Raw genomic sequence first — 20,458 nt, forward strand, 5'->3', positions numbered from 1 at the left:
CATGATGAGCCTTTTGCGATGCGTCCTCCTGCTGATGCTGTTGTTTGAGGGCACAGCTCAAGCGGTGACAAGTGCGCAAAGGCTTGAAATCGTCTCACGCACCCGCCTGGAAGGCGTAAAGATTCACCTGGATGAGCAGGAACGACAGTGGCTCCGCGCGCACCCAGTGCTGCGCATCGGTGCCTCATGGCCGGATTACCCCCCCCTTTGAGCTGACCCGCAAACGCCATGAACTGGAAGGCCTCACGGCTGATTACGCCGACGCGGTTGCACAGGTGCTGAACATCGGTGTCGAGGTCTGGTGCTATCCGGACCGAGTCAGCGCCATGACCGCGCTCAAGGCCGGGGATCTGGATCTTCTCGGTACGTCGAACAACTTTGAAATCGCTGATTCCGAGCTCATGCTGTCGCGCGCCTACGCCGAGGACCAGCCGATGTGGGTGACCCGGCTCAATGAGGCGTTACCCGATGATCTCGCAGGCAAACGCATCGCCATGGTGGACGACTACCTGCCAGCCTCGACCATCCAGGAGGCTTACCCGCAAGTCTCTCTGCAGCGCTACAGATCCATTCTCGATGCCCTCGGCGCCGTAGCGTTCGGCCGGGATGATCTGTACCTCGGCGACTTCATCAGCGCCAGCTACCTGATCAATACCCATTTTCAAAACGAGCTGCAACTGGCCGGGCCCTCGGGCCTGGACGCCAACCCGTTCGGCTTTGCCCTGGCCCGCAGCAATACCCGTTTGAAACGTCTGGTCGACAAGGCCCTGCTGGCGATTCCCATGGAGCAGCGTCTGGCGATGGAGCTGCGCTGGAGCGCTGGCCGCGCCGACATGGCGGCGCAGTCGCGGGTGAGTCTGAGCGACAGCGAGCAACAGTGGCTGGATCAGCATCCGGTGGTGCGGGTCGGCGCTATCGATGATTTTGCGCCGCTGACATTTTTTGACGCCGATGACCGGCTCAGTGGCCTGGCTGCCCAACTGCTCAATCTGATCAGTCTGCGCAGCGGCCTCACGTTCGAGGTGGTGCGCGGGCAGTCTCTGGATCGCCTGATCGAGCTACTTCGGGCCGGGGAGCTGGATCTGCTGCCGGTGCTGACACCGAGCCGCGAGCGTGAACTTGAAATGCTGTTCACCCGTTCGTACGCCAACAGCCCCTTTGTCTTGATCACCGATTCAAAGGCGCAGGCGCCTCGCAGCCTGGACGAGATGGCGGGCAAGCGCCTGGCACTCTATCGCGGCAATCTGTTGCGCGATTATCTGTTGGAGCATGTGCCCCTGATCCGTCTGGTCGAGTTGCCGAGCCCGGCAGATGGCATGCAGGTGCTGCTCGACGGGCAGGCCGATGCGACCTTGAGTTCGTTGCTGGTGGCGCGCTACCAGATCGATCACCAGTACCGCGATCGCTTGCGAATAGTTTCCACACTGGGCGATCAACCGGCCCGGATTGCCATGGCTACAGCGCTGGGTGCTCCACAGTTGCAATCGATTCTGAACAAGGCATTGTTGAGTATCGCGCCACAGGAAATGGATGCTCTCGTCGCACGCTGGAGTCGTAACGTGGTGCTGCAAGACAGCTATTGGCAGCGTCATCGAGAACAGATCCTGCGCGGATTTGCCGTTGCCGCAGGGCTGCTGTTGCTGGCCTTGGGCTGGATCGGCTTTCAGCGTCGGCAGATCCGCCAGCGTCAGCAATGGCTTCGGCAGTTGCAGGAAGCCAAGGAGGCGGCCGACGAAGCCAATCGTGCCAAGAGCAGGTTTCTGGCGACCATGAGTCATGAAATCCGCACGCCGATGAATGCCCTGATCGGTATGCTCGAACTGGCGCTCAAACGTGCCGATGAAGGTGTGACCGATCGCCAGGCGATCGAGGTGGCGTCCAGTGCCGGGCAGCAATTGCTGGCATTGATCGGCGATATCCTCGACATCGCACGTATCGAGTCCGGGCAATTGTCACTGGCCCCCGAGCGCGTCAATTTGCGCGAGGTGGTGGCGTCGGTGTGTCGGATTTTTGAAGGCCTGGCCCGGCAGAAGCAATTGTTGTGGCATGTAGAACTGGACGAGCGCAGCGACATCGAGGTGATGCTCGATCCCATACGGTTCAAACAGGTGCTGTCGAATCTGCTGAGCAACGCAATCAAATTCACCGATGACGGCGAGGTGAGCCTGCGCTTGCGTGTGTTCGGCGAGCAGGACGGGCTGATTGAAACGGGCGTGATCATCGAAGACAGTGGCCGGGGGATCAGCGCCGAGGATCAGCAGCGGCTGTTCAGCCCGTTTGTGCAGGTCGGCGATCACCCGTCTGTGGCGCAGGGTGGTTCAGGCCTGGGGCTGGTGATCAGCCGCAACCTGTGCCGGATGATGGGTGGTGATTTGTGGATGAGCAGCGAGTTGAACCACGGCACTCAGGTCATGCTGAGGCTGGAACTGTCTGTGCCGCAGCCGCATGTGCAGGAGGTTGAACCGGTGCCAGTGGCGACGACGGTGAACTCGCTGCACGTGCTGGTGGTGGATGACCATCCAGTGAATCGCCTGCTGTTGTGTCGGCAGTTGAGTGAACTCGGGCATCGCCCCGTCGACTGCGGTGGTGGTGAAGAGGGGCTGGCGCTGTGGCGCGGGCAATTTTTCGATGCACTGATCACCGATATCAACATGCAGGGGCTCGACGGATATGAACTGACACGGGCGGTGCGTCAGGAAGAAGCCGCGACGGGCAGGGCGCCCTGTCTGATCATCGGATTCACCGCCAATGCGCAGATGGAAGAAAAGCAGCGATGCCGGGCGGCCGGGATGGACGATTGCCTGTTCAAGCCGGTGCTGCTGCGCGATTTGAGTCAGGCCTTGATGGCCGCAGAATCCGGGGGAATGCAGGTCGAGAGCGTTGACGATCCGGCAGTGGCCGCCTTCGATCTGAGTGCGCTGTTGCAACTGGCGGGCGAGGACAACCCGCTGATCGGGCAGCTGCGCCAAGAGGTGCTGAGCAGCCTGCGCATCGACCTGAAGCGTCTGGACGAATCAGGTCGCAATCGCGTGCGCCTGCGAGATCTGGCGCATCACGTCACGGGCGGGGCGCACATGATCGGTGCCGAGAGCGTGGTCTCGGCGTGCCGGGTACTCGAGCAAGCCTGCCGTGACGACGAACCCGAAACGGCATTGACGGCCGCCATCGACTTGCTGCGCGTGACCATGCAAGACCTCGCGCAGCAGCTTCAGGCCTGATCGGTCAGTCCCACTGCGGCGCGATGCCTTTGGGGCTGGTCAGGCGATGGCCGCGATCCAGGGTGGCGATCAGCGCCAAGTCGGCGTCGCTGAGGGTCAGCGCCGTGGCGCCGAGGTTACCTTGCAGGTTGGCGCGTTTGGTCGACGACGGAATCACCGCGTAACCCGATTGCATCGCCCACGCCAGGGTGACCTGCGCCGGGGTGGCTTGCAGACGCTCGGCGATCTGCACGATCAGCGGATCCTTCAACACTTCGCCATAGGCCAGGGTCATGTACGAGGTGATCTGAATGCCCTGACTTTGCGCGAATTCCACGACCTTGCGGTTTTGCAGGTACGGGTGCAGTTCGATCTGGTTAGTGGCGATGTTTTCCGCGCCGACCGCAGCAATCGCCTGTTTCATCAGGTCGATGGTGAAGTTGGACACGCCGATCTGTCGGGTCAGGCCCAGGCGTTTGGCTTCCAGCAGCGCGCCCATGAACTCTTCGACCGGCACCTGATCTTCCGGCGACGGCCAGTGGATCAGCGTCAGGTCGAGGTAGTCGGTCTGCAGCTTTTGCAGGCTCTCCTTGAGACTTTCGATCAGACGATCCCTGGCGAAGTTGGCGATCCAGATCTTGCTGGTGATGAACAGCTCTTCACGGGCGATGCCGCTGGCGGCGATGGCCTCGCCAACGTCGGCTTCGTTTTCATAGATCTGGGCGGTGTCGATAACCCGGTAACCGAGCTCAAGGGCAGTGCTCACCGAATCGATGACCACCTGACCTTGCAGGCGAAACGTACCAAGACCGAAAGCGGGAACAGACATGCAGGAACTCCAGGGTTGCAGTGGGAATGGGCAGGAGTATCCGCGTCTGATTCCTCGGGAAAAACCGCTGTCGGGGCAAAGTACTGTTGATTGAAAGTCACGAATCACTGCGATCGTTATCGTTCCATCAGTAGAACGATGAGGACGGTTTTGGCTGACTAGTACTAAATACGTGGCGAATTTATGATCGTTACATGATCAACCTGATGACGGAGTCCACCATGAAAAACCTTATCGGTATCTACACCAGCCCTCGCGGCCACTGGGTCGGCGATGGGTTTCCGGTGCGTACCCTGTTTTCCTATGACAATTTGGGCAAGCACATCAGCCCGTTCCTGCTGCTGGATCACGCAGGGCCTGCGCAATTCACCCCGACCAGCGAACGCCGTGGCGTGGGTCAGCATCCGCATCGTGGCTTCGAGACCGTGACCATCGTTTATGAAGGCGAAGTGCAGCACCGCGATTCTACTGGCTGCGGCGGCACCATCGGTCCGGGCGATGTGCAGTGGATGACGGCGGCTTCCGGAATCCTGCATGAAGAATTCCACTCGGAAAACTTCGCCAAAACCGGCGGCAATCTGGAAATGGTGCAACTCTGGGTGAATCTGCCGGCCAAGGACAAAATGGCCGCGCCGGGTTACCAGACCATTCTGGACAGTGATATCCCGAATATCGCGCTCAAGGACGGCGCCGGCAGCCTGCGTCTGATTGCCGGTGAGTTCGACGGCCACAAGGGCCCGTCCCGCACCTTCACGCCTATCGATGTGTGGGATCTGCGGCTGAACACCGGCAAGTTGCTTACGCTCGATCTGCACGAAGGCCGCAACACGGCGTTGGTGGTGTTGAAGGGTTCGGTACAGATCAACGGTGTGGAGTCGATGCGCGAAGGGCAGTTGGCGCTGTTCGAGCGTCGTGGCGATCGCATCACCCTTGAAGCCAGCGCGGACGCGGTGGTGCTGCTGCTCAGCGGCGAGCCGATCGACGAGCCGATCGTCGGCCACGGCCCGTTCGTGATGAACACCGAGCAGGAAATCCACCAGGCTTTCGCCGACTTCCAGTCCGGCCGCTTCGGCCAGATGCACGGCTGAAAATCCCGGCAGGCGCCACGTGCGCCTGCCGGTTTTTTTTGAGCGCGCGCAGTGGCGCTCATCCCGCCAATCAATTACTCCTACACTGAGCCCAATCTGTGCGATCTTCTCGCGACTGGCCCCTGTCGGAGTTGTTTGATGCTGTCTCTGCTCACCGATCATCCGTTGTTTTGCGCCTTGATCCTGATCCTGATCGATCTGGGTCTGTGGCGTCTGATCAGCTCCCACGGCAGCGCGTGGAAACTGTTGGTGCGGGTGCTGATTTTTGCCCTGTTCAGCATTCTGCTGTTCAACGAAGGGCTCAACCCGATGGAGCCTGCGCCGTGGGCCGACAATGTGCCGTTGCACCTGGCGGCGACCGGGTTGCAGATCGGCTGGTGGCTGTTCGGCGCGCGTACCCTGACGGTGCTGATCGGCGCGGTGATGATGCAGCGGGTCGGGCACACCGGGCGGCTGTTGCAGGATCTGCTGGGCGCGGTGATCTTCCTGATCGCCATTATCGCGGCGCTGGCCTACGTGCTGGATCTGCCGGTCAAAGGCGTGCTGGCGACGTCCGGGGCGTTGGCGATCATCGTCGGTCTGGCGTTGCAGAGCACTTTGAGCGACGTGTTTTCCGGGATCGTTCTGAACACCACCAAGCCTTATCAACTGGATGACTGGATCTCCATCGACGGCACCGAAGGCCGGGTCACCGACATCGACTGGCGCGCCACGCGCCTGCAAACCAGTCAGGGCAGCATGGCGGTAATTCCCAACTCGCTGGCGGCCAAGGCCAAGATCATCAACTTCAGCCGGCCGAGCAATATGTTCGGGGTGGCCGTCAGCGTGCAGGTCAGCCCCCATGCGCGGCCCAGCTCGGTGATCGATGCCCTGGAGCGGGCGATGCAGGGTTGTCGCCAATTGCTGGAGAGCCCCGCGCCGAGTGTCGCGCTGAAGAGCTCCAGCAGTGCCGGCGCCGAATATGAGATCAGCGGGTTCGTCGCCTCGATGAGCGAAAAGCGCGTGGTGCGCAATCAGCTGTTCGACCTGGCTTACCGACATCTGCAGGCGTCCGGGGTCAACTTGCTGTCGAGCGATGAACCCGGCGTGCCGAGCAATCTCTCACGGCCACGGGCGTTGCTCGACAGCTCGCCGATTTTCTCCACGTTGCGGCAGGAAGAGAAAGAAACCTTCAGCCAGAACATGACCCTGCAAACCTTTCGCGCCGGCGAGATGATCCTCGCGGGCGGCGAGGTCAGCGATCACCTGTTCATCATCGAGTCCGGCGTGGTCTCGGTGACGCTCAAGCGCCACGGCACACCGTTCGAGTCCGGACGGATGGGGCCGGGTGAGGTGATCGGCGAGGCGGGGATTCTGTCCGACACCTCACTGCCGGCCGACTTCTGCGCCAAGACCTTCTGCGCGCTGTACCGCATCGAAAAGTCTTATCTCAAGCCGTGCCTGGATGCCCGTCACGACATCAACGATGCGATGAAGGCGCTGCTCGATTTCCGCCTGCACAAGGCGCAATCCCTGACGGAGGAAACGCCGGTAGCGGCGCCGAAGAAAGGCTTCCTGCAATGGCTGCGCAACCGCGTCTGAGCCCTCAGCGCAGGCCGTAATCCGCCAGTTTGCGTTCCAGGTTCAGGCGCACCTGCGGCCATTCGTCATCAATGATGCTGAAGCGCACCGAGTTGCGCTTGCGGCCGTCCGGCATGATGCGTTCGTGGCGGACGATGCCTTCCTGCTGCGCGCCGAGTCGTAGAATCGCGTGTCGTGATTTCTGGTTGTTCTCGTCGGTGGTGAACTGCACACGCACGCAATCAAGCACCTCGAACGCGTGGCGCAACATCAGGTACTTGGCCTCGGTGTTGACGAAGGTCTTCTGAAAGCGTGCGGAAATCCAGCTGCTGCCGATCTCCAGCTTGCGATTGAGCGGGTCGATCTTCCAGAACCGGGTCGAGCCGATCACTTCGCCGGTTTCCTTCAACACGATGACAAACGGCATGACCGTCCCCGCCTCACGGCCATCGAGGGCCTTTTTCAGGTAAGCGTCGACGGTGGTGGCCGATGGCACCACGGTGACCGTGAGATTCCACAGTTCACCGTCGGCAGCAGCGTGGAGCAGGGCATCGGCGTCGGTGTCTTGAAGCGGGCGCAGGATGATTCCCTGGCCTTGCAGCGTGGTTGGCATGAAGGGCGGCTCCTGGCGGTCTGGATGAGCGTCTATTACGCCGCAACCGGGGAAGCCGATGCAACCGCCCAACGACACGGATTCATGTTCGGCTCATGGGCGATTGGTGAAATCAATTGTCGATCCGATGCCCGGATCCCGTATACATGGCGACCATCGGCGGAGCGATCCGCGCCTTCATGCAAAAGGACTGAGCAATGAGCGAGCCACGCCTGACGAATCTGAAACAGTACCTGCAACGCCTGGGATTCGATGCGCCCCCGGCACCGACCCTTGAAACCCTGCGTCTGTTGCAACTGCGCCATACCGGCGCCTTTCCATTCGAAAACCTGTCGACGCTCAGTGGCGAACCCGTTCTGATCGACCTGCCCTCCATCGAACGCAAGGTCTTGAACGGCGCCCGTGGCGGTTATTGCTACGAGCTGAATAATCTGTTTCTGGCGTTGTTGCTGGAGCTGGGGTTCGACGCACGGGGCATCAGCGGGCGAGTGGTCATGAATCAGCCCGAAGGCAGTTGGACGGCGCGCACCCACCGCTTGAGCCTGGTGACGATTGACGACGTGCGATACATCACCGACGTCGGCTTCGGTGGCATGGTGCCGACCGCGCCGCTGTTGTTCGATACCGACGCCGAGCAATCCACGCCACACGAACCGTATCGCATCGAAGTGCAGGCCGATGGCTACATGCTGCGGGCCAGAGTTGCTGGCGAATGGCGACCGATGTACCTGTTCGACCTGCAACGCCAGGAAGACATCGATTACACCCTTGGCAACTGGTACGTCTCGACCCACCCGGACTCGCCATTTGCTCAACGCCTGATGGTTGCGCGCACTGGCGACGGCTGGCGGCGCACCTTGAACAACGGCAGTTTCGCGATCCATCGCATTGGCGCGGAGAGCGAGCGACGCGAGGTGACGGATGTCGATGAACTGATCGAATTGCTGGAACGGGAATTCGGCCTGCGCTTGCCGCACCAGCCCGGTGCACGTCTGGCGCTGGCGCGCTTGATTCAGCCGGTTTGAAGCCTAAGGTTTTGCCTCCGGCTCCAGCACCCGCCGGATCTCGTTTACGGCCGCCGACAGTTTTTTCTCAAGGCTCTTGAGGTCGGTGGCGCTGAATTGCCCGATTGAATGTTCGAGTTCATCAGTTGCACCACGGCTATCGAGAAGGGCGTGGCGCAGGGTGTTGTTGATTACCGTCTGATAGCCGTAGCCCTCGCTTTCAGCGACCTCGCGCGCGGCTTCGATCACTGCGTCATCGAGCATGATGGTGATGCGGGTCTTGCCCTTGGTCGGCGCGATGGCGCCGCGTTTTCCCTGGCTGAAATCGTACTCATCCTTCATCGATCACCTCTGTGCAAAGTTGCCATCGCTCGCTGTGCTCGAGTGCGTTGGCAGCATTCTTGCTTTTGTCGAACTGAATCTTGAATAACTTCGCTATGCATACTTTGTATGCATAAAAAGGAAACGATTGTGCCGTCGGTCGCCATGAACACTTCAGCCCAGGCGGATAAAACGTGCACTCGATTGAGGATGTGTTGCCGGATTTGTGGGGGATGAAAGCAGCGGGATAGAAGGTTGGGTGGCTAGCTAACCATTATGTGACTGATAAGTTGTATACAAGTCTATGGACATTTGTCCTGACTCTTGCATACAGTGTGCGCATAACAAAAACCAGGGAACTCCCCCACCATGAAAACGCCCCATGTTTCACACCAACGGCCCGAGGACGAGAATCTCGGGGTCGGCGCGAATATGGCTTACGGCCTGCAACACGTTCTGACCATGTATGGCGGTATCGTCGCGGTGCCACTGATCATCGGTCAGGCCGCCGGGCTTTCGCCGGCGGACATCGGTCTGTTGATTGCTGCTTCATTGTTTGCGGGGGGGCTGGCCACGTTGCTGCAAACCCTGGGTTTACCGTTTTTCGGATGTCAGTTGCCGCTGGTGCAGGGCGTGTCGTTCTCCGGCGTTGCCACCATGGTGGCGATTGTCAGCAGTGGCGGGGAGGGCGGCTTCCAGTCGGTGCTTGGCGCGGTGATTGCGGCGTCGCTGATCGGCTTGCTGATCACGCCGGTGTTCTCGCGAATCACCAAGTTCTTCCCACCGCTGGTCACCGGCATCGTGATCACCACCATCGGCCTGACGCTGATGCCGGTGGCCGCACGCTGGGCCATGGGCGGCAACAGCCATGCGCCTGACTTCGGCAGTATGCAGAACATCGGTCTGGCGGCGGTCACGCTGGTGCTGGTATTGCTGCTGAGCAAGGTCGGCAGTTCCACCATTTCCCGTCTGTCGATCCTGTTGGCCATGGTGATCGGCACGGTGCTGGCGGTGTTCCTCGGCATGGCGGACTTCTCCAACGTCACCCAGGGCCCGATGTTCGGCTTCCCGACGCCGTTCCATTTCGGCATGCCGACCTTCCACTTCGCCGCGATTTTGTCGATGTGCATCGTGGTCATGGTGACCCTGGTGGAAACCTCGGCGGACATCCTGGCGGTCGGTGAAATCATCGGCACCAAGGTCGACTCCAAGCGTCTGGGCAACGGCCTGCGGGCGGACATGCTGTCGAGCATGTTTGCGCCGATCTTCGGTTCGTTCACCCAAAGCGCCTTCGCCCAGAACGTCGGGCTGGTGGCGGTGACCGGGATCAAGAGCCGCTATGTGGTGGCGACCGGCGGTATCTTCCTGGTGATCCTCGGCCTGCTGCCGTTCATGGGCCGGGTCATCGCCGCCGTGCCGACCTCGGTACTCGGCGGCGCCGGTATCGTGCTGTTCGGCACCGTGGCGGCGAGCGGCATCCGGACGCTGTCCAAGGTCGATTACCGCAACAACGTCAACCTGATCATCGTCGCCACCTCGATTGGCTTCGGCATGATCCCGATTGCCGCGCCGAACTTCTACGATCACTTCCCGAGCTGGTTCGCGACCATTTTCCATTCGGGCATCAGTTCGTCGGCGATCATGGCGATCCTGCTGAACCTGGCGTTCAACCACTTCACGGCGGGTAACTCGGATCAGCAGTCAGTGTTTGCGGCGGCAGAAGAGCGGACCCTGCGTTATCGCGATCTGGCAGCGCTGCGTGAAGGCGACTACTTCAGCGACGGCAAGCTGCATGACTGCGACGGCAACGAAGTGCCGGTGATCGATCCGGATTCGGATCACGGTCATGGCGCGCCGAAGGTACATGCCAAAAGCAGCGAGCACGTCTGACCGCTGTTGTTGAATGAAAAAGGGCCGATCAGTCGGGAAACTGATCGGCCCTTTTTCTATGGCACCGTTTTTTCAGTGGCCACAAAAAAGCCCCTGAATCTTTCGATTCAGGGGCTCTGTATTTGGCTCCACAACCTGGACTCGAACCAGGGACCCAGTGATTAACAGTCACTTGCTCTACCAACTGAGCTATTGCGGAATTGGTGCGTATGTTACTGATTTAAAAAGACTAGTCAAGCTTTGCCGAAACTTTTTTGCTGAACGGCCATCAGCCACCGAATGTAAAGGTGCCCATCAGCAGTTTTGCGTACAACGCTGTGGCGGCCAGTTGTACCAGCCACAGGGCCAGTCCGCCGAGAAACACCCCGGCCGCCACTTGCAGCACCAGGCTCTTTTCGCGTTTGCCCGAGGTGCGGGGTGGATAGTAGTCCAGCTCATCGCGGTCGGCGCGCAGGTCATCGTTTTTCATGTCGGTTCTCTGAAATTATCGTCTGTGTGCAGTCTAGAGGGTGTAGCGGTTTTTCTTCAGACAAATAAAAAACGGGAAGCCCGAAGGCTTCCCGTTTTCAGTGCAGCGCCGGATCAGATGACCTGAACGATGGCGTCCGTCACGGCTTCGATGTTGCTCTGGTTCAGCGCGGCGACGCAGATGCGGCCGGTGTCCAGGGCGTAGATGCCGAACTCGTTGCGCAGGCGGTGAACCTGTTCGGTGGTCAGACCGGAGTAGGAGAACATGCCGCGCTGACGACCGACGAAGCTGAAGTCGCGCTGCGGGGCTTTCTTGGCCAGCAGAGCAACCATCTGGTCGCGCATGCCACGAATGCGCAGGCGCATTTCAGCCAGTTCGGCTTCCCACTGGGCGCGCAGCTCCGGGCTGTTCAGCACGGCGGCGACGACGCTTGCACCGTGGGTCGGCGGGTTGGAGTAGTTGGTGCGGATCACGCGTTTGACTTGCGACAGTACGCGGGCGCTTTCTTCTTTCGATTCGCTGACGATCGACAGGGCGCCGACGCGCTCGCCGTACAGCGAGAACGACTTGGAGAACGAGCTCGACACGAAGAAGGTCAGGCCGGATTCGGCGAACAGACGCACGGCTGCGGCGTCTTCGGCGATGCCGTCACCAAAACCCTGGTAAGCCATGTCGAGGAACGGCACGTGACCTTTGGCCTTGACCGCTTCCAGCACGTTGTTCCAGTCCGCCGGGCTCAGGTCGACGCCGGTCGGGTTGTGGCAGCAAGCGTGCAGCACGATGATCGAGCCGTTCGGCAAGGCGTTGAGGTCTTCCAGCAGGCCGGCACGGTTCACGTCGTGGGTGGCGGCGTCGTAGTAGCGGTAGTTCTGCACCGGGAAACCGGCGGTTTCGAACAGCGCGCGGTGGTTTTCCCAGCTCGGGTCGCTGATCGCCACCACGGCATTGGGCAGCAGTTGCTTGAGGAAGTCGGCACCGATTTTCAGTGCGCCGGTCCCGCCGACGGCCTGAGTGGTGACAACCCGGCCAGCCGCCAGCAATGGCGAATCATTGCCGAACAGCAGCTTTTGCACGGCCTGGTCGTAGGCCGCGATGCCGTCGATTGGCAGGTAGCCACGGGAGGCGTGCTGAGCGGCGCGAATGGTTTCGGCTTCGATGACGGCGCGCAGGAGTGGAATTCGCCCCTCTTCGTTGCAGTACACACCCACCCCGAGGTTGACCTTGTTGGTCCGGGTATCGGCGTTGAATGCTTCGTTGAGGCCCAGGATTGGATCGCGGGGTGCCATTTCGACAGCGGAGAACAGGCTCATTTTTACGGCAGCTCTATTGGAGAGTGGAGGGACGTGTGGCGCTCCAGTCGAATGCACTAGAGCGGTGCACAAACGGGGAGCTAGTATAGAGGCCATCATCGATCAATGGCGACAGGCGAATCGGCTTTTAAGGTAAGTTTTCCGATTATTTCTCGACCGTTAGTCGAATGGGCCTGTCGGAGACTTTACCGGATGTAGGACGTTTGCCTTGAAAGGCGAGGCAATCGGCTCCACATTCAGCACAATCTTCGTTTTTCCTTGCGCGACATCGGTCGTTTGCGGTCTTTCTCGTGGTGCTGCGGTTTGCCCGCAGCGGCGCGATTCCAGAGGTGTTTATGTCTGAATTCCAGCTCGTCACCCGTTTCGACCCCGCCGGCGATCAACCCGAAGCCATTCGCCAGATGGTCGAAGGCATCGAAGCCGGGCTGGCGCACCTGACGCTGCTCGGGGTGACCGGGTCGGGCAAGACCTTCAGCATCGCCAACGTGATCGCCCAGGTGCAGCGTCCGACGTTGGTGCTGGCGCCGAACAAGACCCTGGCCGCGCAGTTGTACGGCGAGTTCAAGTCGTTCTTCCCGAACAACGCCGTCGAGTACTTCGTTTCCTACTACGACTACTACCAGCCTGAAGCCTATGTGCCGTCGTCCGACACCTTTATCGAGAAGGATGCGTCGATCAACGACCACATTGAGCAGATGCGTCTGTCGGCGACCAAGGCGCTGCTCGAGCGCAAGGACGCGATCATTGTCACCACGGTGTCGTGCATCTACGGTCTGGGCAGCCCGGAAACCTATTTGAAAATGGTCTTGCACGTCGATCGCGGCGACAAGCTCGATCAACGTGCGCTGGTGCGGCGCCTGGCCGACCTGCAATACACCCGCAACGACATGGATTTCGCCCGTGCGACCTTCCGTGTGCGCGGCGATGTGATCGACATTTACCCGGCGGAATCGGACCTTGAAGCGATCCGCATCGAGTTGTTCGATGACGAAGTGGAGAGCATTTCCGCGTTCGACCCGCTGACCGGCGAAGTCATCCGCAAGCTGCCGCGCTTCACCTTCTATCCGAAAAGCCACTATGTGACGCCCCGGGAAACCCTGCTCGACGCCATCGAGGGGATCAAGGTCGAGTTGCAGGAGCGCCTGGAATACCTGCGCAACAACAATAAACTTGTGGAAGCCCAGCGCCTGGAGCAGCGCACCCGGTTCGACCTGGAGATGATCCTCGAACTGGGCTACTGCAACGGCATTGAAAACTACTCGCGCTACCTGTCGGGTCGCCCGGCTGGTGCGGCGCCACCGACGCTTTACGATTACCTGCCGGCGGACGCCTTGCTGGTGATCGACGAATCCCACGTCAGCGTGCCGCAAGTCGGCGCGATGTATAAGGGCGACCGTTCGCGCAAGGAAACCCTGGTGGAATACGGCTTCCGCTTGCCATCGGCACTGGACAACCGACCGATGCGCTTTGACGAGTGGGAAGGGGTGAGCCCACAGACGATTTTCGTCTCGGCCACGCCCGGCAACTACGAAGCGGAGCACGCAGGACGGGTGATCGAGCAAGTGGTGCGCCCGACCGGTCTGGTCGACCCGCAGGTTGAAGTGCGTCCGGCGCTGACCCAGGTCGACGATCTGTTGTCGGAAATCACCAAGCGTGTGGCGGTGGAAGAGCGGGTGCTGGTCACCACGCTGACCAAGCGCATGGCCGAAGACTTGACCGATTACCTGGCCGATCACGGCGTGCGCGTGCGTTATCTGCACTCGGACATCGACACCGTCGAGCGGGTCGAAATCATCCGCGACCTGCGTTTGGGCACGTTCGATGTGCTGGTGGGGATCAACCTGCTGCGTGAAGGTCTGGACATGCCGGAAGTATCGCTGGTGGCGATTCTCGACGCGGACAAGGAAGGTTTCCTGCGTTCCGAGCGTTCGCTGATCCAGACCATCGGCCGGGCGGCGCGTAACCTCAATGGCCGGGCGATTCTCTACGCGGACCGGATCACCGGTTCGATGGAGCGGGCGATTGGCGAGACCGAGCGCCGTCGCGACAAGCAGATCGCCTTCAACCTGGCCAACGGCATCACGCCGAAGGGCGTGTTCAAGGACGTCGCCGACATCATGGAAGGCGCCACCGTGCCAGGTTCGCGCAGCAAGAAGCGCAAGGGCATGGCCAAGGCTGCCGAAGAGAACGCCAAGTACGAAGCCGAACTGCGCTCGCCGAGCGAGATCACCAAGCGCATCCGCCAACTGGAAGAGAAGATGTACCAGTTGGCCCGCGACCTGGAATTCGAAGCGGCAGCGCAGATGCGCGACGAAATCGCCAAGCTGCGTGAGCGTCTGTTGGCCGTCTGACTGATCGTTCCCACGCTCTGCGTGGGAATGCAGCCCTGGACGCTCTGCGTCCGCTCAAGGTTAATGTGCCTCGCCGGCCTTCAGTCCGGCGGGCAATTTCCTGGTCAGCAAAATCGCCAGCATGCTGATCCCCAGCGCAATCCCGACAAAATGAAACGCATCGTTGTAGGCCATGATCAGCGCCTGCTGATGCACGATCTCGCTTAACTTGCCCAACGCCGCCGTGTCACTGCCGAACCGATCGGTCATCGACGCCAAGCGTTCGGCCACCTGCGGGTTGGTCGGCACCACCGCTTCGCGCAGGTAATCGAAGTAGGTCTTGGTGCGCGCGTCCAGCAGCGTTGCGAGCAGGGCGATGCCTATGGCGCCGCCGAGGTTGCGCAAAATGTTGAACAGACTCGACGCCGAACCCGCGTCCTGCGGCAGGATGTACGCCGTGGCGATCAGAGAAATGGTCACCATGATCAGCGGCTGGCCCAGCGCACGGATGATCTGGATCTGATTGAACTGCGGCCCGGCGAAGTCCGGGTTGAGTACGCCGGATGAAAAACTCGCCAGTCCGAACAGGCCGAAGCCGATTGTGCACAGCCATTTCGGCGAGACGAATTTCATCAGCTTCGGCACCAGCGGAATCAGAAACAGCTGCGGCACGCCCATCCACATGATCACTTCGCCGATCTGCAGGGCGTTGTAATTCTGGATCTGCGCCAGGTACAGCGGCAGCAGATAGATCGAACCGTACAGCCCGACGCCCATGCCGAGACTGGAAATACTCGACAGTCCAAAATTGCGGTTACGCAGGATGCCGAGGTTGATCAGCGGGTTGGGCTTGGAAATCTGCACGATCACGAAGGTGATCAAACTCAGCAGGGCGATGCTGCCCAGCGTCACGATCAGGCTCGATTCCAGCCAGTCCTTGCGATGGCCTTCCTCAAGAAAAACCTGCAGGCAACCGAGGCCGACGCCCAGCGTGAGAATGCCGGTGTAATCGGTGTTTTTCAGCAGCTCCCAGTGCGCTTCTTTCTTCTCCAGACCGTACATCAGCCCGGCGATCATGATCAGCCCCGGCGGGATGTTGATATAGAAGATGTACTCCCAGCCCCAATTTTCCGTGAGCCAGCCGCCAAGGGTCGGGCCGATGGACGGGGCGAAGGTGGCGGTCATGGCAAACATCGCCATGCCTTTGGCGCGGTGGTGTTCCGGGAGTTTGATCAGGGTCAGGGTGAACGCCAGCGGGATCAGCGCGCCGCCCGTGAAGCCCTGCATGGCGCGAAACACGATCATGCTCTCCAGGCTCCAGGCCATTGAGCACAGCAACGATGAAATGAGAAAACCCAGCGACACCCACACCGCCAGCCGTCGGGCCGACAGCAACTGCACCAGCCAGGCGGTCAACGGGATCATGATGATTTCCGCCACCAGATAAGACGTCGAAATCCACGAGCCTTCTTCCAGCGTCGCCGACAGGGCGCCCTGAATGTCCTTGAGCGAAGAGTTGGTGATCTGGATGTCGAGCACCGCCATGAAGGCACCGAGCATCACGCTCATTACCGCAATCCAGTCCCGCCGGGTCGGTTCGCCGACCGGGCGGATCAGTGAATCACCGGCCATTGTCAGGGGCGTCTTTGATGTTCACGGTGGCGGTGACGGACATGCCCGGACGAATCTTGCCGTGCAGCGGATTATCGGCCTTGAAGGTCAGCTTGACCGGAATCCGCTGCACGACCTTGGTGAAGTTGCCGGTGGCGTTGTCCGGCGGCAACAGGCTGAACTGCGCGCCGGAGGCTGCGAACAGGCTGTCGACCCGGGCTTCGATCGGTGTGTCGCCATAGGCGTCGAAGAGTAGCTCGGCCTTCTGGCCCGGCTGCATGTGGCCGATCTGGGTTTCCTTGAAGTTGGCCTGCACCCAGATGTCTTCGTCCGGAACGATCGACAACAGATAGGCGCCGGCCTGTACCACTTGCCCATTGCGCGCGGCGCGCTGGCCGATCAGGCCGCTGATCGGCGCGTGGATTTCGCTGCGGGTCAGGTTCAGTTCGGCCTGGGCGAGGTCGGCGCGGGCGTTGGCGATCTGCGCGTCGAGCCGTTTGATTTCGGCGGTCAGCGCGTTGACCTGCTGGCGCTGGCTCTGGGCGTCGGCCTGGGCCTTGGCCACTTGCGAGCGGGCGATGTGGGCATCGGCGGAGAGGGTGGTGACACGTTCCTCGGAGACGTAGCCGGGTTTACGCAGGGTTTCTGCTCGCGACAGATCCACCTGCGAGCGGCCGAGCGTCGCCTGAGTGGTGGCCACTTGCGCGTCGCTGGCGGCGATCAGGCTGGCTTGCTGGGTCAGTTTGCTCTGGGCTTGCAGGCGTTCGGCCTCGCGGGTGGCGAGGGCGGCGTTGGCGCGATCGACGGCGAGGCGGAAGTCATCGCCTTCGAGACGTATCAGCAACTGACCTTTTTCCACGTGCTGGTTGTCCTGCACCAGGACTTCGTCGATGCGTGCGCTCAACTGGCTCGATACGCGGGTGATTTCACCCTGGACATAGGCGTTGTCGGTGCTTTCATAAAAGCGTCCCTTGATAAACCAATGGGCGAAAAAGCCCCCGGCAATCAACAGGACCAGCAGCAGGAAAATGAACAGGCGACGCTTGAGTTGGGCAGGCATGGGCAAACTGTAGTCGAGGAATTGTAAGGAAAGTTATCAGCAGGCGAATCTGGCATACAGCCGATGAACGGTAAATGCCGTCTGTTGATATTCGGCCATTCACCACGGCCAACGGGCGTTCCAGACGCAACCTTGGCTTAAATGCCCTGCCCGCTGGAGCGGGGCGGGTGTCGCCTGTTACCATTCGCCGCTTGATCGTTCTTTGCTTTTCATTCTTTTCGAGACATGCCATGACCACCGTCCGCACTCGCATCGCGCCATCGCCTACCGGGGATCCCCACGTAGGTACCGCTTACATCGCACTGTTCAACTACTGCTTTGCCAAGCAGCACGGCGGTGAGTTCATCCTGCGGATCGAAGACACCGATCAGTTGCGTTCGACCCGCGAGTCCGAACAGCAGATTTTCGACGCCCTGCGCTGGCTGGGTATCGACTGGAGCGAAGGCCCGGACGTCGGCGGCCCGCACGGCCCATACCGTCAGAGCGAGCGCGGCGACATCTACCAGAAGTACTGCCAGCAACTGGTCGACATGGGCCACGCCTTCCCGTGCTTCTGCACCGCTGAAGAGCTGGACCAGATGCGCGCCGAGCAAATGGCTCGCGGCGAAACCCCGCGCTACGACGGCCGTGCGCTGCTGCTGTCCAAGGAAGAAGTCGCCCGTCGCCTCGCTGCCGGCGAGCCGCACGTGATCCGCATGAAGGTGCCGAGTGAAGGCGTCTGCGTGGTGCCGGACATGCTGCGTGGCGATGTCGAGATCCCGTGGGATCGCATGGACATGCAAGTGCTGATGAAGACCGACGGCCTGCCGACATACTTCCTGGCCAACGTGGTCGACGACCACCTGATGGGCATCACCCACGTGCTGCGTGGCGAAGAATGGCTGCCATCGGCGCCGAAACTGATCCTGCTTTACGAATACTTCGGCTGGGAACAACCGGAGCTGTGCTACATGCCGCTGCTGCGCAACCCGGACAAGAGCAAGCTGTCCAAGCGCAAGAACCCGACTTCGGTGACGTTCTACGAGCGCATGGGTTTCATGCCTGAGGCGATGCTCAACTACCTCGGTCGCATGGGCTGGTCGATGCCGGATGAGCGCGAGAAGTTCTCGCTGCAGGAAATGGTCGACAACTTCGACCTCAAGCGTGTGTCCCTCGGCGGCCCGATTTTCGACATCGAGAAACTGTCGTGGCTCAACGGCCAGTGGCTGCGTGATCTGCCGGTGGAAGAGTTCGCCGCTCGCGTTCAGAAGTGGGCGTTCAATTCCGAATACATGATGAAGATCGCGCCGCACGTTCAGGGTCGCGTCGAAACCTTCAGCCAGGTTGCACCGCTGGCCGGGTTCTTCTTCGCCGGTGGCGTGAACCCGGATGCCAAGCTGTTCGAATCGAAAAAGCTCTCGGGCGATCAGGTCCGTCAACTGATGCAGTTGATCCTGTGGAAGCTGGAAAGCCTGCGCCAGTGGGAGAAAGACAGCATCACCGCGACGATTCAGGCGGTGGTCGAATCCCTCGAGCTGAAACTGCGTGATGCGATGCCGCTGATGTTTGCTGCAATCACAGGGCAGGCGAGCTCGGTGTCGGTGCTCGATGCGATGGAAATCCTCGGCCCGGACCTGACCCGTTTCCGTCTGCGTCAGGCGATTGACCTGCTGGGCGGTGTGTCGAAGAAAGAAAACAAAGAGTGGGAAAAGCTGTTGGGCGCTATCGCCTGATTGCGTTTGACTCTGCAGGACGCGCCGAAGGTCAGGATCTTTTGATCCTGTCCTTCGGTGTTTTCCCCCGAATTTACGGGGGGAGGGCGGTAAGTGATTGTAATGCCGACAAAAAATTTTGAATTTTTTCAAAAATAAGTTTGACAGCCTTTCGATACGCCCTTAAGATTCGCCCCGTCCTCAGCGATGACATCAACGATGAGGGGCTATAGCTCAGCTGGGAGAGCGCTTGCATGGCATGCAAGAGGTCGACGGTTCGATCCCGTCTAGCTCCACCAATTTACACTTCGAAGCCTGGCCACACCGGCTTCGAAGCGATCAACACTCAGCGTTGATCAGTTGTATAGAAGGGTTTGCGTCCCCTTCGTCTAGTGGCCTAGGACACCGCCCTTTCACGGCGGTAACAGGGGTTCGAGTCCCCTAGGGGACGCCAGTTTTACAGAAGCGATGTTGCAAGATGTCGCTCCGCCGAGAGGCGAAAAATCCGGGGCTATAGCTCAGCTGGGAGAGCGCCTGCATGGCATGCAGGAGGTCAGCGGTTCGATCCCGCTTAGCTCCACCAATTTACAGTTCAAGGTCTGGCCACACCGGCCTTGAATCGATCAGTACTCAGCGCTGATCAGTTGTATAGAAGGTTTGTGTCCCCTTCGTCTAGTGGCCTAGGACACCGCCCTTTCACGGCGGTAACAGGGGTTCGAGTCCCCTAGGGGACGCCACGATTACCCGCTCTGCGGGATTTTATAAGGGTCATTCAATTATTGAATGGCCCTTTTGTTTGTCTGGCGTTTGGCCAAATCCTCTTTTTCCTTAACACTGTGCTTCAGACCAGCGGTCACGCTTGTGACTTGCGGAATATTATTATGAGAATAATATTGCTATCGTAATATTCGGAGGCGACGATGAACGACAAGAAAGCTCAAACCCGCGAACGCATTCTCAAGGCCGCCAGTGCTGCACTGATCCAACGCGGCCCGGCTGAACCGAGCGTGGGTGAAGTGATGGGGGCAGCCGGCCTGACCGTCGGTGGCTTCTACGCACACTTCGAAAGCAAGGACGCAATGATGCTTGAGGCGTTCAAGCAATTGCTCGGTCGCCGACGTGACCTGATTGCTGACATGGACAGTGAGCTGACCGGTGAAGAGCGCCGCGCACTGGTGGCTGCGTTCTACTTGTCGCGCAAGCATCGCGATTCCAGCGATTCGGCCTGTCCGATTCCGGCCTCCATCGGCGAGTTGGGCCGCTTGCCAGAAGCGTTCCGGATCGCGTTGAACGAACACCTGGAATTGATGATTGCGCAGTTGGCCGCAACGCCGGAAGACACCGATAAAGCGTTGGCCGACGTGGCCTTGATGGTGGGTGGTCTGGCGCTCGCGAGGGCGTTGGGGCCTGGGGATTTATCCGATCGATTGCTGCGCGCCGCCAAGTCGGCGGTGCGTTGACCTGAAGGCTACAAGCCCGGGGAGA

14 protein-coding genes, 5 tRNA genes and 1 pseudogene are annotated in these 20,458 nt (G+C 60.3%); 12 read left to right on the top strand and 8 right to left on the bottom strand.

Annotation, left to right across the window (positions count from 1 at the left end):
- Position 1: 1 nt before the first annotated feature.
- Positions 2-3,218 (top strand): annotated as a pseudogene (locus tag KJY40_RS10735) (ATP-binding protein).
- A 4-nt stretch (positions 3,219-3,222) separates the two neighbouring features.
- Here KJY40_RS10735 and dkgB read toward each other — a convergent pair.
- Positions 3,223-4,026, bottom strand: a complete 804-nt coding sequence (gene dkgB, locus KJY40_RS10740) for a 2,5-didehydrogluconate reductase DkgB (RefSeq protein ID WP_230736675.1) — start codon at positions 4,024-4,026, stop codon at positions 3,223-3,225.
- A 221-nt stretch (positions 4,027-4,247) separates the two neighbouring features.
- Here dkgB and KJY40_RS10745 point away from each other — a divergent pair, with 221 nt between their 5' ends.
- Positions 4,248-5,114 (top strand): pirin family protein, encoded by an 867-nt coding sequence (locus KJY40_RS10745; protein WP_230736677.1) that lies wholly within the window; start codon positions 4,248-4,250, stop codon positions 5,112-5,114.
- A 138-nt stretch (positions 5,115-5,252) separates the two neighbouring features.
- Positions 5,253-6,695 carry a mechanosensitive ion channel domain-containing protein gene (locus KJY40_RS10750; protein WP_230736679.1) on the top strand — a complete coding sequence of 481 codons (1,443 nt, stop codon included), beginning with the start codon at positions 5,253-5,255 and terminating at the stop codon, positions 6,693-6,695.
- Between the two features lie 4 nt (positions 6,696-6,699).
- Here KJY40_RS10750 and KJY40_RS10755 read toward each other — a convergent pair whose 3' ends face one another.
- A complete protein-coding gene (locus tag KJY40_RS10755) occupies positions 6,700-7,287 on the bottom strand; it encodes a GNAT family N-acetyltransferase (RefSeq protein WP_230736681.1) in 588 nt (195 codons plus the stop codon).
- A 197-nt stretch (positions 7,288-7,484) separates the two neighbouring features.
- Between KJY40_RS10755 and KJY40_RS10760 the strand changes: the two genes are divergently transcribed.
- Positions 7,485-8,312 (top strand): arylamine N-acetyltransferase family protein, encoded by an 828-nt coding sequence (locus tag KJY40_RS10760; protein WP_230736683.1) that lies wholly within the window; start codon positions 7,485-7,487, stop codon positions 8,310-8,312.
- Positions 8,313-8,315: 3 nt separating this feature from the next.
- Here KJY40_RS10760 and KJY40_RS10765 read toward each other — a convergent pair whose 3' ends face one another.
- Positions 8,316-8,633, bottom strand: coding sequence for a BrnA antitoxin family protein (locus tag KJY40_RS10765; RefSeq protein ID WP_230736686.1), 318 nt, complete (start codon positions 8,631-8,633; stop codon positions 8,316-8,318).
- 348 nt (positions 8,634-8,981) lie between these two features.
- On the opposite strand from KJY40_RS10765, the gene KJY40_RS10770 reads away from it, so the two are divergent.
- Entirely contained in the window at positions 8,982-10,502 is a 1,521-nt protein-coding gene (locus tag KJY40_RS10770) for a nucleobase:cation symporter-2 family protein (RefSeq protein WP_085700168.1), read from the top strand.
- Between the two features lie 123 nt (positions 10,503-10,625).
- Here the strand turns inward: KJY40_RS10770 and KJY40_RS10775 are convergent.
- The 3 genes from KJY40_RS10775 to KJY40_RS10785 all read right to left on the bottom strand — a co-directional run bounded on the left by KJY40_RS10775 (position 10,626) and on the right by KJY40_RS10785 (position 12,281).
- Positions 10,626-10,701, bottom strand: a tRNA-Asn gene (locus KJY40_RS10775).
- 69 nt (positions 10,702-10,770) lie between these two features.
- On the bottom strand, positions 10,771-10,971 hold the full coding sequence (locus KJY40_RS10780; RefSeq protein WP_065257405.1) for a hypothetical protein: 201 nt from the start codon (positions 10,969-10,971) through the stop codon (positions 10,771-10,773).
- Positions 10,972-11,084: 113 nt separating this feature from the next.
- Positions 11,085-12,281 (bottom strand): amino acid aminotransferase, encoded by a 1,197-nt coding sequence (locus KJY40_RS10785; RefSeq protein WP_230736688.1) that lies wholly within the window; start codon positions 12,279-12,281, stop codon positions 11,085-11,087.
- Between the two features lie 335 nt (positions 12,282-12,616).
- Here KJY40_RS10785 and uvrB point away from each other — a divergent pair, with 335 nt between their 5' ends.
- Entirely contained in the window at positions 12,617-14,632 is a 2,016-nt protein-coding gene (gene uvrB / locus KJY40_RS10790) for an excinuclease ABC subunit UvrB (protein WP_230736690.1), read from the top strand.
- A gap of 60 nt (positions 14,633-14,692) precedes the next feature.
- On the opposite strand, the gene KJY40_RS10795 is transcribed toward uvrB, so the two are convergent.
- Together KJY40_RS10795 and KJY40_RS10800 are read right to left on the bottom strand one after the other, a co-directional pair.
- Positions 14,693-16,243 carry an MDR family MFS transporter gene (locus KJY40_RS10795; RefSeq protein WP_230736692.1) on the bottom strand — a complete coding sequence of 517 codons (1,551 nt, stop codon included), beginning with the start codon at positions 16,241-16,243 and terminating at the stop codon, positions 14,693-14,695.
- On the bottom strand, positions 16,233-17,282 hold the full coding sequence (locus KJY40_RS10800; protein WP_230736694.1) for an HlyD family secretion protein: 1,050 nt from the start codon (positions 17,280-17,282) through the stop codon (positions 16,233-16,235). The genes KJY40_RS10795 and KJY40_RS10800 overlap by 11 nt, the downstream gene beginning before the upstream one ends.
- A gap of 230 nt (positions 17,283-17,512) precedes the next feature.
- Between KJY40_RS10800 and gltX the strand changes: the two genes are divergently transcribed.
- The 6 genes from gltX (at position 17,513) to KJY40_RS10830 (ending at position 20,433) form a co-directional block, all read left to right on the top strand.
- Positions 17,513-18,994, top strand: a complete 1,482-nt coding sequence (gene gltX, locus KJY40_RS10805; protein ID WP_007956429.1) for a glutamate--tRNA ligase — start codon at positions 17,513-17,515, stop codon at positions 18,992-18,994.
- Positions 18,995-19,196: 202 nt separating this feature from the next.
- Positions 19,197-19,272 (top strand) — tRNA-Ala (locus KJY40_RS10810).
- Between the two features lie 79 nt (positions 19,273-19,351).
- A tRNA-Glu gene (locus KJY40_RS10815) sits at positions 19,352-19,427 on the top strand.
- Positions 19,428-19,480: 53 nt separating this feature from the next.
- A tRNA-Ala gene (locus KJY40_RS10820) sits at positions 19,481-19,556 on the top strand.
- 78 nt (positions 19,557-19,634) lie between these two features.
- Positions 19,635-19,710, top strand: a tRNA-Glu gene (locus KJY40_RS10825).
- A 183-nt stretch (positions 19,711-19,893) separates the two neighbouring features.
- On the top strand, positions 19,894-20,433 hold the full coding sequence (locus KJY40_RS10830) for a TetR/AcrR family transcriptional regulator (protein ID WP_011333341.1): 540 nt from the start codon (positions 19,894-19,896) through the stop codon (positions 20,431-20,433).
- Positions 20,434-20,458: the final 25 nt, after the last annotated feature.

This window comes from Pseudomonas fitomaticsae (assembly GCF_021018765.1).
Taxonomy (GTDB): Bacteria; Pseudomonadota; Gammaproteobacteria; order Pseudomonadales; family Pseudomonadaceae; genus Aquipseudomonas; species Aquipseudomonas fitomaticsae.

Excerpts from the sequence above, each read along its gene's own strand:
- KJY40_RS10755 (WP_230736681.1), bottom strand. The coding sequence starts at position 7,287 with ATGCCAACCACGCTGCAAGGCCAGGGAATCATCCTGCGCCCGCTTCAA.
- KJY40_RS10765 (WP_230736686.1), bottom strand. The coding sequence starts at position 8,633 with ATGAAGGATGAGTACGATTTCAGCCAGGGAAAACGCGGCGCCATCGCG.
- uvrB (WP_230736690.1), top strand. The coding sequence starts at position 12,617 with ATGTCTGAATTCCAGCTCGTCACCCGTTTCGACCCCGCCGGCGATCAA.
- dkgB (WP_230736675.1), bottom strand. The coding sequence starts at position 4,026 with ATGTCTGTTCCCGCTTTCGGTCTTGGTACGTTTCGCCTGCAAGGTCAG.
- KJY40_RS10745 (WP_230736677.1), top strand. The coding sequence starts at position 4,248 with ATGAAAAACCTTATCGGTATCTACACCAGCCCTCGCGGCCACTGGGTC.
- KJY40_RS10750 (WP_230736679.1), top strand. The coding sequence starts at position 5,253 with ATGCTGTCTCTGCTCACCGATCATCCGTTGTTTTGCGCCTTGATCCTG.
- KJY40_RS10760 (WP_230736683.1), top strand. The coding sequence starts at position 7,485 with ATGAGCGAGCCACGCCTGACGAATCTGAAACAGTACCTGCAACGCCTG.
- KJY40_RS10785 (WP_230736688.1), bottom strand. The coding sequence starts at position 12,281 with ATGAGCCTGTTCTCCGCTGTCGAAATGGCACCCCGCGATCCAATCCTG.
- KJY40_RS10795 (WP_230736692.1), bottom strand. The coding sequence starts at position 16,243 with ATGGCCGGTGATTCACTGATCCGCCCGGTCGGCGAACCGACCCGGCGG.
- gltX (WP_007956429.1), top strand. The coding sequence starts at position 17,513 with ATGACCACCGTCCGCACTCGCATCGCGCCATCGCCTACCGGGGATCCC.
- KJY40_RS10830 (WP_011333341.1), top strand. The coding sequence starts at position 19,894 with ATGAACGACAAGAAAGCTCAAACCCGCGAACGCATTCTCAAGGCCGCC.
- KJY40_RS10780 (WP_065257405.1), bottom strand. The coding sequence starts at position 10,971 with ATGAAAAACGATGACCTGCGCGCCGACCGCGATGAGCTGGACTACTAT.
- KJY40_RS10770 (WP_085700168.1), top strand. The coding sequence starts at position 8,982 with ATGAAAACGCCCCATGTTTCACACCAACGGCCCGAGGACGAGAATCTC.
- KJY40_RS10800 (WP_230736694.1), bottom strand. The coding sequence starts at position 17,282 with ATGCCTGCCCAACTCAAGCGTCGCCTGTTCATTTTCCTGCTGCTGGTC.